The following is an 11941-nucleotide window of genomic DNA, read 5'->3' as shown; positions in this document are numbered from 1 at the left end:
CCTTAACAGCCACCACTGCAACCACAACCACCGGCAGAAGCCGTCGTTACCGGTTCAGATTCAGCGGTTTCAACCGGTTTACCAGCCGCCATGGCAACCAGTTGCTCACGGGTTGGGTAAGTTCCGTAGCTGACCATTTCGCCATCGCGCATAATGATGGGCAGCGCGTCAGTTTGATGGGCTTCCAGCAGGACCCTGACCGTCAGGTTGGCGGCAAATGCAGCCGCTTCCTGCGCCAGGTTATGACGGGTCACCCGGTGTCCCAGCGTTTCCAGGTAACTCAGATCAGCAGAAAAAACAGACAGCTTCTGGTCCGGCTTTGGACCACAAACGCCAGAAGAGCAGCACATGGCAGGATCAAATACAGTAATAGACGACATCGTTTTGTCCTTATCTCTTTATATATTTTCAGGATGACTACCGAAACCTGTCGGTAGTCGAGTCAACGGGAAGGTAATTAACTGGCGTGGGCAACCGGGAAACGATCGCGGGTACGATTGGCGTAAGCCACCAGCGCCAGCATGATCGGCACTTCAACCAATACACCGACCACTGTCGCCAGTGCAGCGCCGGAGTTCAGACCAAACAGACTGATCGCAACGGCCACTGCCAGCTCAAAGAAGTTAGAGGCACCAATCATCCCACCGGGGGCAGCAACACTGTGTGGTTCTTTCCACTTGTACATCCAAAAGTAAGCAATGGCGAAGATCAGTACTGTCTGAATAATCAAAGGAATAGCGATCAGTACGATATCGACAGGATTGGCCAGAATCCGTGGTGCCTGAAAACCAAACAGCAACACTACGGTCAGAATCAAACCCAGGATTGACAGCGGTTTCACCCGGTGACCAAAGGTCTGTAACGCCTGTTCAGAGCGCAGAACTTTTCGGGTGATCAGCCCGGCCAGTAACGGAATAACGATAAATAATACGACGGACAGAAAGAGCGTACTCCAGGGTACGATCACATCGGTAACCCCCAGCAGAAACGCAGCAATCGGCGCAAAAGCCACCACCATCACCAGATCATTCACCGCCACCTGAACCAGTGTGTAATTGGCATCACCACGGGTCAGCTGACTCCAGACAAAGACCATAGCGGTGCAGGGCGCAACGCCCAACAGGATCATGCCGGCAATGTATTCATCACCCAGCTCGGGAGCAATAAAGCCAGTAAAGCTACCGAAGATATAGCGAATAAACAGGATCGCCAGAAGTGCCATGGTAAATGGCTTAATCAACCAATTGACAGTGAGCGTGACAATCAGGCCTTTTGGACGACGATGGATGTTTTTTACTGCAGTAAAGTCGATCTGCATCATCATCGGATAAATCATCAGCCAGATCAGCACCGCAATCACAAAATTAATGCTGGCGTACTCCCAGCCTCCCAGGGTGGCAAACAGTGATGGAAAGAGTGTTCCACCGACCAGCCCTGCCACCATGGCCAGAGCCACCCAGACACTTAAATAACGTTCAAAAACACCCATGATTTGAGCCTCTACACACTATCGACAATCGTCGAAAAACGATAATAAAATACCAAAAAAACCAACATTCTTTCCTCGTTCCCACGTTGAACATGGGAACGAGACAAACCAATTCGTATTAGCTGAAACGGGTGAAAACGCCATTAATATCCGCCAGTAACTGCTGAACCCGTTGGATAGCTTCCGGACGAAGGCTAAAACAGGTTTTGGGGTGCTTTACTTCGGCATGCACCAATCCGGCTTCCCGCAGAATGCGAAGATGTTCTGAAACCGTGGACTGAGCAAGACCAAGCTGCCCCACCAAATCAGAACCCAGACACACCCGCCCCGCCAGTATCCGTAACAGCCTGACCCGTGCCGGATGCCCAATGGCTTTGGCATAAGCGGCCAATTCCTTCTCTTCAGACTCGTTAAACTGAAAATCAGTGAGACTTTGCAGGCATTGTGTCATTACACACCCATTTATACCTTAATCGTTAAATCACGATGAACGATACGCCTGTGTTTTCCTCCTTGCAAGTACCGATCGCTAAAAAATAATTTGAATCATTTCATTCGTGGTTTTACCGCTATCCATCGAATCTGTTCTACAAAGCTGTTTTTCAATGAACTCACCGACCTTTCTACTGTCTATGCTGGATCGTCAGAATATATTCCAGCCAATAATCCGTTTATTGCTTTACGCTATTACCAGTTTTTCTCATAATAAATCTGGCTTAAATTCTGAGCTATAACAGGGTTCTGCCCCACGTTCTCCCAGTACAGCACCTTATGATTGATGGAGTAGTGATTGCCAGCATCAAAAAACATCCCGTCACTGATCAGCACCATCCTGACTAAGGGTATCAGCCTGAAACTGCAACCCGCCGATCTCGCCTACCTGGCAGCACTGCGCTATTGGAAAGAAACGGAATCACAACCGGAATTCAGTGAAGAAGAGCTGCATGTGGTATTCCAGAGCGTGGAGAAAGCAAGACTGGACGATAACAGTGAGGATTCTTCAAAACGCTGTAACGAGGTGATCCGCCGTCTCCTTCAGCAACACCTTTTGATCTGCCTTGAAGGCGGTGGGCATCGACATCACGCTTATCTGATCACACCGCTGTCCGAACAGATTGTCGATTCCGTATGTGTCGGTATGGAAGCGTCAAAAGAAGCACTGAGTACCCTGTTTATGACGGTTGCCACGCACCTCAGGGAGATCAGGGATTCCGCTGAACAGGGGGGCAATGAACCGTTCTGGAAGCTTCAGGTAGAAGCGCCGCTGAACATTACCGTCAACCAGCTGGTCACCTCCATTGACCATCGTCAACGTCAGCTGGACCAGGAAGCCATCAACACCCGCAAAGAAGTGGTGGAACTGCTGAAGCAGGACTGGCAAAACAGCATCAGCCAGTGCGAACAGTTGCTGACCAGCACCCAGAATCATCTTCAGGACTTACAGCAACTGCTGTTGGCCTCGTGCCACGAACTTCGCTCACTGCTGGACGCCATTTCCCGCTATTGCGAACACGCTGGTCGACACGATGCCATCAACAGTGTTATCCGGCTGGAGCAACATCTTGACCGTATCGAGCACTGGAGTAGCGAACGCATGAACCACTGGGAAGGTTTCCACCACCGGGTTCATCAATACCTGCGTCAGTTTGTCACCATGGATGAGCGTAAGGCGCTGATGGAGCGGGTGCGGGAAGGCATCCGAAGTTATCAGGCATTGCCCTGGTATCTGCGCTACGCCAACGAAGAACCGCTGGCCCGGTTGCGGGATATTGAACCACCCCGGCCGAAAGAAAATCTGGCACGGATAATCCATGATGAAGGTGAGCTGACGGCCATCGAAGACTTTGACGCCCTGAAGCAGCAGGTTAAGGAATGGCTGGTCAGGCAGGAGCAACAGTCCGGCATACTGCCATCCTACGAACAGGCACTGGAACAGCTGGCCAGCCAGTGGCCTATGGAAAAACTGAACATGGTGGCAGGCTGGCTGTTCAGCGCCCTTACTGAAATGGGCCACCAGCAAAACCGTCAGAACATTGCCGATCATCAGTGGTACCCGGTTCTGCCAGCCATCGCTCCTGAGTTTTACGTGGAACGCCTGAGTCTGACCCCTAACACACTCCGCCTGGAAAGAGAGAAACCGATTGTTGACCGATAACCCCTACCAGCAGCTCGCCGATCTGATCAATGATGAATGCTTCCCGGAACTGGATACCCGGCTGCGTCGGGGTGAACATATCGACGCTCGCCACCACCGGATTTTCAATATTCTCCAGGATGGTTTTTCCCTGCTGGTCGAGCACTACCTCCGGTATGGTATTGACCTTGTTCAGGCACCGGAAGCGTATTACTACCTCCGCCCCGGCACCGCCGGCAAAAGCCTGATCCGTGCCAGAAAACTGGATGAACTGACCATGGTCGTTGGTCAGGTTCTGGCCATGTTCCATCTCGACCCTGAGCAACTGGAAGGCAGTGGCTGGATATCCGCCGATGCCATCTACGAGCGGCTGCGACTGCTGCTGGACAATGAATACCTTTGCCAACTGCTGGAACGAAAAAGAATCGAGACCCAGGCAGACCGTGAAAAAGCCATGGAAACCCTGCGTAAGGCAATCCGACAACTGGCCAGGCTGGGCATGGTAAGGCTGGAAGGCAACCAGGCCGGCCGTCTGCAGACCCAGGCACCGTTGCTGCGATTCATTGATCCTATCCGCTCAACGGCATCGTCACCAGAAGCCGCCAGGGCAGCCATGGAGCAGCTGGTTCGTGACGGTTATATCAGCCTGAATGACCATGAAGAGCAGGTGATGCAGGAAAGCTCTGGTTCACAAGATGATCCGGAAGATGAACCGCAGGAAAAGCGTTACGGTGAAGACGACACCGTTATTGCTGAACAGGCCCTTGAACAAGAGCAGGAAGCATGAGCCAGAAAAGAACCAAGATCCGCAGCCTGACACTGGTTAACTTCCGGGGTGTCTTCTTCAAGACTCTGGACATGCACCCATTAATGAGCAACCTCATCGGCCATAACGGTGCCGGTAAGACCACCATTATGGGTGCCTTGCTGATTAACCGGGTACCCGATAATCGTCTGGTTCGCCTGCGTAACAATTCCGACAGCGGACAGGATCGCAGTGATAATGGTATCTGGGGACGCATCAGTGCCGGTACCTGTTACAGCCTGGTGGATTACGAACTTTACGACGGCAGGCGGGCAATAGCCGGTGTCCAGATTCGTCGCCTGAGCCAGCCGAAAGTCGAGCTAAAACTGTTTGCCATTACCGGTGTCGATGATGAGGTTCCGGTGCGTGATCTGGTGATGAGGCCGGTGCCCGGCGAAAATGGCTTATACGAGCCTCTGGATGGTAAGGCCCTGAGAAATCAGGTCACCATGATGGGCGGTGAACTGCAAAGCTTCAACACCACCGCCCAGTACATGAACTGGCAGTTCGAGCAGCGGATTATTCCCCGCCGAATGGAAAACAGCCAGGATCGCCAGCGTTATTACCGTATGCTGGAAACCAGCCTCTACGGCGGCTTGTCGTCAGAGCTGCAAAAAGGACTGAGGGATTATCTGCTGCCGGCGGATGATCAGGTACGCCAATCCATTGGCTCCATGCAAAGTGCCTTGCAACAGACCCAGCGAACCCGTCGACAGATAGAAAGCACCCGCAGTGACCGGAAGGTCATTCGGGAGATTCTGGAGTCCAGCTATGCCCTTGGCGAACATGTTCTGGCATGGTCAGAAAAACAACAGACCAAACTTCAGGCTGAGCTGAAAGATAAACGCCAGCAGGAGCATCAGGCACAACTGGAGCTGGAAACCAAAAAACAACAGCTGTCGGCCATTGAAGCACGATTGCTGACCCTGGATACCCTTGAAAGTGAACTGGCAAGCCGCGAAGAAGACGCTAACGAGCGCCTCGATCATGCCAAAAACCTTGAACGACTGCATACCGATCTGCAAAGGCTGGAAAATGAGCAGGGCAACCACAACCAGCAGCTGGAAGAGCTGAGCGAACAGAACGCATTACTGGAAAGCCAGTATGAAGAAGAGTCCGCTGAGCTTAAGCGCCTGCAGGATGATATTGCACAACTGGTAAAACAGCTGACCAGTGTCGAGCAGGCCTATTCTGAAGAAGCTCGAAAAGCCGGATTATACCTTGCCGCCCTCAGGGCGTTGAATGAAGTGCGTGACAGCTTTGACCAACCAGACCTGGCAGCAGACGCACTCACCCCGTTAATGGGAACGTTGCTGCAGGCTGAAAATGACGTTTCCGGCCGCTATTACAGCCAGAAGCCACTACTGGATGAGGCGGAAACCATTCGCGGGCATTTCGAGGCAACTCTGTCTCTGCTGGCGACGTTTGGTGATACCGATATTGACCTGAAACAGGCAGCCAGCCGCAGCGACCACTGGCGACATCACCATGAGCAACAAACAACACTGGCTGCACAGATACCGGTATTGGTCAGACAACAGCAACAGCGCCAGAAAGAAGAAGAGCAACTTAAGAAGCTGCAACAGGCCGTTGCGATGCTTCCAGAAGAATGGCGTAACAGGATTAAGGATGAAGCCAGCTGGAACACCAGCCTGAACACCGCCACTCATGAGCAACAATTCCAGCAACAGAAAATAGATACCCTTGGCGGACAAATCCAGCAATCCAGACAGACAATGGTACAACTCCAGGGCAGCCTTACCCAGGCCCGTCAGGATAATATTCACTGGCTGGATGCCCGCAAACTGGGTCAGGAGATTCAAGCCATCCGCCCGACTGCCCTGATGGATAGCCACAATGACTTTATCACCCTGCGCCAGCAAATCAGCCAGGAACAGCAGGAAAACCTGCAGGCCGATGTGCAGCTTGGCAAGCATCTGGAAGAGCTGCGCACCCGCATGGCACAGCTGGAAATCAAGGCATCAACAGAGCTGCAACAACTGCAAAAGCTGGCGGAGATGACCGGCGGAGTGGTGATCAGTGAATATTTTGATAACGATGATATCTCCCTGGAAGAAGCGGCCTGGCTGGAGGCCAAGTTTGGCCCGTTACGCCACGCCATCCAGGTTCGGGACATCAGCAAAGCTGCTGCTATTATCCGCGAAGAAAGCGACCGTCCGGATCATGTCTGGCTTCTGGGTGGCACACCGGGAGCGTCTTTTTCGGAAGAAGAGTATCTCCATACCCCCCTTGAGCAGAAAGAAGACGGCAGTGTCCTGGTAGAAATCGCCAGCAATGTTGCCCGTTTAAGCCGGGAACCTGAGTTCCCGACCATAGGTCGACTGGCCCGGGAGAAAGAGCAGGAAAGACTGCGGCAGCAGGAAGAACAGCTGCTGGATCAGCTGCAGGAACTGGCCATTGGCAAACGACAATTGGAGAAATGCCAGCAACTTCTCGATCAGCTGTCCGCCAAAAGCCAGTGGCTTGGTGTTCAGGAGCCGCCGGTTAATGAGCTTACCGAGCAGTTGGAGCAGCTGGAAGCCCGGGTCGAATCACTGACGGTTGATCTGGCCGATACTGAGCAGCAGAAAACCATTCTGAACGGTGTTGTACGCTGTCTTGAACAGTGGCAAACCAGTGCCTGGCTATTGAATGACGACCCCGATCGTCAATCATTAGAGGCTCTCCATGAGCAACTGCAAAGTGCCACTGACGCTAAAGCCTGGGTGGACAAATATCAGCAGACGATCCGACAACTCAGTGACCATCGTTTCTATATTCAGCAGCCACCGGTAGAGAATCTGGATGCCCTGCGAGCAGAACTGGAACAGCTGAAGCAGCAGTTAAGCCATTACCACCAGCAGAAAGACCTGCTGACGTCGGCCATGGACAAAGCCCCTAATCTGCGCTTTGCAGAGTCTGTCGCACGTCAGGAAGAAAAAGAGAACCTGCAAAATCAACTCAGGAATGATTACGAAACTAAACAACAGCAGGAGCAACGGCAAAACAAGTATGCGACACAACTTCGTGAGCAGTGCCACTCACTTGAGAAAAACATCCACTCTATCAATGCCCTCCTGAGTCAAAATATTCATCAGCAATCAGAGCTCAAACGACAAATTGTTGATATTCCCCTGACCTGGAAAGTGGGTCTGAAGGAAGAGTGTGCTGCACAGTTAACCAGCATCAAGGCAGAAAAGTCTGAACTTATTCTGGAAATCAAACAGCAAAACATCGCACAAAGCACTGTTGCAGCAGAACGGAAAAAAGTTGAGGAGCGACTCAGTGATACCATAGCGGATATTCATCAGCTGGAACCAAAAGCGCAACAAGCCACCACCAGCCATGAGCGGATTGTTCAACAGGCGGAACAGTCCGGGCTGCAACATCGGTTGCATATTCATCACCTGCTGACTCAGGATAGTGACGCTTTACGTGACGGTTTGGCGACAGCAAGGGTTGCATTGGCAAAGGCCCTGGAGCATGAACAGAAGAATGAACAGAAAAATGGGCAGGACAGTCTTTATCAACAAATAGAGAAAGGCAGCAGCGCGGATTTGCCCGCACTGTTCCAATGCTTTATTGATTCACAAACGTATCTTGCCCAGCGCATGGATAAAACGCTGTATCAATCGGATGACCCAAGGCAAAACCTGGAGTTGCTGGAAGAACGGCTGACTCGCCTGGAGACCCTGTTAAAAGACGCCGAGAAACGCTTCCTCGCCGAATCGGATAGCCTCGGGCAGAACATTCAACGCAAGATCAACAAAGAGCGTAAACAGATTCATCAGCTGAACGCCGCCCTGTCCAGTGTGCATTTTGGCACCATCCGGGCGATCAAAATTGAGCTGGAGGTGATCGACAGTTTCCAGAAAATACTGGATGCCCTGCAGCAGGAGTTTTACGCAGATCTGTTCCGTAAACCGGACATCACAGTGGAAGCGGCGTTGGAATACCTCTTTAAGAAGGAGACCGGGGGTACCATCGTTGGCGATAAACTACTGGATTATCGTGAGTACATTCGCCTGAACATCCTGATTCAGCGGGCTGGCAGCAGTCAGTATGAACCGGCCAACCCAACCAATCTTTCCACCGGTGAAGCCATTGGTACCGGTCTGGCCATTCTTACTATGGTGCTGCATTCATGGGAAGTCGCTACCAATAACCGCGATGGCAAAGGACACGCCGCCAGTCGTCTGTTATTCCTGGATGAAGCAGCACGGCTTGACGCCAGGGCACTGGCCACCCTGGAAGAGCTCTGTGACCATCAATCCCTGCAACTGCTGGTTGGTGCACCGGATAATGTTTTGCCTAAAAATGGCATTACTTATCGGATGGTGCGTCTGATGGAACCTTACGAGCATGTTATTTTCTCTGGCGTAAAAGGCAGGCTGCCCCAGGGGGCTGAATCGTGACATTCCAGCCAGAAGATGCCATACCGATTGCGTTAGACTTGTTAGCAGACAGCTATCGTCAGAAAGGCCGGCAAATGCCGGCCTTTCTGACCCGCCTGATCAAGGTGGGCTGGGTCGAGCAGTGTAGCTTTCGCCAAAGAAACAATGATTTTGTCCTGAGAACCGCCCATGACCGCCAGAGTTTTCTGGAGTATATGGAAAGGCAGTTCGGCAACAACTGGCAAACTTCACTGGAGCAGGGTGAAACAAGGGAAGCATTTCTCACCCAACATCTGATATCACCGCTACCAGGGCATATCCATAGCCGTGTAGTTAATGCTATTTGGGGCGAACACTCCAAGAAACAGGCGTCAACACCGTCTGGGATAGCAACACGAGACAGCGAACTGATTCAACTCCGCACCCGAATGGAATGTCAGCTGCATTTTGCTGGAAGGATGATTAATTGTCGGGATGAAATGGCCTTTTCAGATGCGGTCATCATCAATGAAACTGCTCTGGGCAAGCTGCAAAGTATACAGTGTGAAGCGCCGGTAAATATCATTACGGTGGAAAATGCCGGTGCCTGGCAACACCTGCCTTTACCGGAAAATGTTATCGCCCTGTTCGTTCCGGGAAATAACCAAAAGATGGCGTTAAAGCTATTGTCGTTTTTCCCGGACTACCGATGGTGTCATTTTGGTGACCTGGATCAGAAGGGTCTTGATATCGCCTCATCACTGGCCCGGGCTCAGAATAAACCACTGAAGTTACTCATTCCTGACTGGTGGAAAGAGTATCAGCCCCATTTCAAACTGGGAATAAAACAGGGGAAAATTGCCTGGCGGAAAGATATCTGTCCTCAATCCAGAAAGTACTCACAACACCCCTTTATCAATACGCTTGCCGATGATGCAAAATGGATGGAGCAGGAGGCCATAGTACTGGACTCCCGCCTGTTGGATGAGATCCGACGTCTTTTTGATAGCGACCTACCAGGCTGATTTCAACAGCCCCAGTACCTGCTCATAACTGGCATCAATCCGGTTATAGAGCAGTGCACCATCGTCAATACTCATACGAGCAATGTCTTCCAGTTGAGACTCATGCACCTTGCCACTTTCTGACAATGTTCTTGGCAGCCCTGTTTGCTCAAAGAGTTCATCCCGCATGGCACGAATATAGATGATGGTTTCAGCAGCTCGCCGCTGTTCGGGTATTTTGCTGTAAAAATCTGCACCGGCCAGGGGAAGCAGCAGTTCTCCGATCGCCTGTTCACACCGGGGCAGGTTGTATTCCAGAACATAAGGCAACATCAGACTCATGCAGACGCCGTGGGGAAGATGGGTTATCGCCCCAAGGGAGTGCCCGATGGCATGTACCAGCCCAACCATGGAGTTGGAAAAGGCAATGCCCGCCATGGTGGCTGATTCTGCCAGCTTCAGTCGGAGATCCCGGCTATCAGGTGTGGCAAGCACCCGAAGCAGGTTTTCCCGTATGCCTTTGATCGCTGCAACGGCATAGGCATCACTGATCGGATTCTTGGCCGTCCCCAGAAACGCTTCAATGGCATGAGTCATTGCATCCATGGCGGTGGCAGCGGTAATATGCGGTGGCAATGTCAGTGTCATCCGTGGATCAAGAACCGCCACATCAGGCATCAGAAATGAAGAGCTATAAGGCACTTTACGACCCGTGGCATCATCGCGAATAACCGCAACTTTGGTCACTTCTGAACCGGTACCCGCCGTCGTTGGCAGAATAAATAACGGCTTTAGTCGTTTAGTCAGCGCACCAGAACCACTGTAAGCCAGAAGATCATCGCCGCCTTCAGACACGAGAATATTTACCGCCTTTGATGTATCAATCACCGATCCACCGCCAATGGCAATAATGCCATCCGCGCCATTCTCACGATAAAATCGGGTGATGGCAGATACGACACTGGTTGATGAGTCAGGCGGTACATCACTATAGACACCCGCCATCGGAACCCCGTCAACCACCAGGGCCCGCTTGACGGGCTCAATTAAACCGGCGTTAAGCACCCCGCCATCGGTAATAATCAAAGGCTTCTTTACCCCAAGGCTGGCCAGTTCATAGGGTATATGCTCCAGGGCTTCATTGCCTGAAACGATTTTGACAGGATTATAGAATTCATAATAACTGCGGCTCATTTGGCAAACACCCCCATAACAAAACCGGAAAACACTCCCAGATAGATTTGAACTGCCCCCATCAGCTTTTCCGTTAAGGAAATCTTCGGGTAATGACGCATGATTTTCCGGCCTATAAACCGGGGAAGTGCGATCGCTTCCAGTCGCTCAAAGCAACGGACCAGTTTCATGGAAGCAGAAAGATCGCCATCTACCACCATTCGCTCCCTGGCAAAGGCATCGGTTGTGCCTTCCAGAAAAGAGAGCGTATTAAAAGCGTGGGCGAGATGTTTGAATTGAATATCCACATCGGGCTTTGTTTCACTGTTTTTACGACCCGGTTTTATTCGCCCGTCACTTTTCTTCATATACAAACACGGGCCACGGGACATAACACTCATGGAAAAGGTAAAACCATCGGGCAATGATTCGATTTCCTGCTGAATCAGCTTGTCAGTCCGACAGGCCTTGGCCAGCCCATGACCAATAAAAGCCAGCATAAAACGGACATACAAACGCTTTATGCGCCAGATAACGGGAAGGGATGGGGTCACCTGAAGCTCCTGCCAGCGAACCGCCGGGCAATAATTATTGTTGTTATTTCCGGGGGACATTATCCACAATCAGAAGATGGTCGGCTATATAGGGAGTGTTATTCAGGACAATAAAATAGAAATACACTGGGCAGGGTATGGAGCAGTATTCGAGTGAATAAGGCTTGCTTACCCACTTGAAACTCAAATGTTAGCTGGGCAGTGTTAATGAGTCAGATCATGGATATCTTCAAAATGTTTGCCGTGATCTCATTTCCCTTGATGTAACTTTTTAGCATATAAAAAAAGCCCAGTTGATTGCTCAACTGGGCTTTTCTGTTGGGTGCCTGGCGATGACCTACTCTCACATGGGGAGACCCCACACTACCATCGGCGATCGGTCATTTCACTGCTGAGTTCGGGATGGGAT

Annotated in this window: 9 protein-coding genes and 1 rRNA gene; 4 read left to right on the top strand and 6 right to left on the bottom strand. The window is 51.4% G+C overall.

Annotated elements, in window-relative coordinates:
• Nucleotides 1-2: 2 nt before the first annotated feature.
• The 3 genes from arsD to J7438_RS22395 form a co-directional block, all read right to left on the bottom strand.
• The gene (arsD, locus tag J7438_RS22405) at nt 3-380 is read right to left on the bottom strand and encodes an arsenite efflux transporter metallochaperone ArsD (RefSeq protein WP_209278320.1); all 378 of its coding nucleotides are present in this window, start codon (nt 378-380) and stop codon (nt 3-5) included.
• A 77-nt stretch (nt 381-457) separates the two neighbouring features.
• Nucleotides 458-1489, bottom strand: coding sequence for an ACR3 family arsenite efflux transporter (arsB, locus tag J7438_RS22400; protein WP_209278319.1), 1032 nt, complete (start codon nt 1487-1489; stop codon nt 458-460).
• A gap of 118 nt (nt 1490-1607) precedes the next feature.
• Entirely contained in the window at nt 1608-1940 is a 333-nt protein-coding gene (locus J7438_RS22395; RefSeq protein ID WP_209278318.1) for an ArsR/SmtB family transcription factor, read from the bottom strand.
• 339 nt (nt 1941-2279) lie between these two features.
• Here J7438_RS22395 and J7438_RS22390 point away from each other — a divergent pair, with 339 nt between their 5' ends.
• Genes J7438_RS22390 through J7438_RS28475 form a run of 4 tightly spaced genes read left to right on the top strand, consistent with a single transcriptional unit; the run spans nt 2280 to nt 9826 of the window.
• Complete coding sequence (locus J7438_RS22390) at nt 2280-3644, top strand: hypothetical protein (RefSeq protein ID WP_209278317.1); 1365 nt, start codon at nt 2280-2282, stop codon at nt 3642-3644.
• A complete protein-coding gene (locus tag J7438_RS22385) occupies nt 3634-4410 on the top strand; it encodes a chromosome partition protein MukE (RefSeq protein ID WP_209278316.1) in 777 nt (258 codons plus the stop codon). The genes J7438_RS22390 and J7438_RS22385 overlap by 11 nt, the downstream gene beginning before the upstream one ends.
• The gene (gene mukB / locus J7438_RS22380; RefSeq protein ID WP_209278315.1) at nt 4407-8843 is read left to right on the top strand and encodes a chromosome partition protein MukB; all 4437 of its coding nucleotides are present in this window, start codon (nt 4407-4409) and stop codon (nt 8841-8843) included. The genes J7438_RS22385 and mukB overlap by 4 nt, the downstream gene beginning before the upstream one ends.
• A complete protein-coding gene (locus J7438_RS28475) occupies nt 8840-9826 on the top strand; it encodes a Wadjet anti-phage system protein JetD domain-containing protein (RefSeq protein ID WP_209204042.1) in 987 nt (328 codons plus the stop codon). Before mukB ends, J7438_RS28475 begins: the two co-directional genes overlap by 4 nt.
• Here J7438_RS28475 and J7438_RS22370 read toward each other — a convergent pair.
• From J7438_RS22370 to rrf, 3 genes are all read right to left on the bottom strand, one after another.
• Nucleotides 9815-10999: an iron-containing alcohol dehydrogenase gene (locus J7438_RS22370; protein ID WP_209278314.1), complete on the bottom strand. Its 1185-nt coding sequence runs from the start codon at nt 10997-10999 to the stop codon at nt 9815-9817. The two genes, J7438_RS28475 and J7438_RS22370, sit on opposite strands and share 12 nt — an antisense overlap.
• On the bottom strand, nt 10996-11592 hold the full coding sequence (locus tag J7438_RS22365) for a hypothetical protein (protein WP_209204040.1): 597 nt from the start codon (nt 11590-11592) through the stop codon (nt 10996-10998). Before J7438_RS22365 ends, J7438_RS22370 begins: the two co-directional genes overlap by 4 nt.
• A gap of 264 nt (nt 11593-11856) precedes the next feature.
• Nucleotides 11857-11941: ribosomal RNA gene (rrf, locus tag J7438_RS22360) — 5S ribosomal RNA — on the bottom strand; the annotation flags it as partial.

Origin of the sequence: Thalassotalea sp. G20_0 (assembly GCF_017744175.1) — a bacterium.
Classification (GTDB): Bacteria; Pseudomonadota; Gammaproteobacteria; order Pseudomonadales; family Endozoicomonadaceae; genus Endozoicomonas.
Note: the sequence above shows the minus strand (reverse complement) of the source record. Positions and strands in the feature narration are given on the sequence as shown.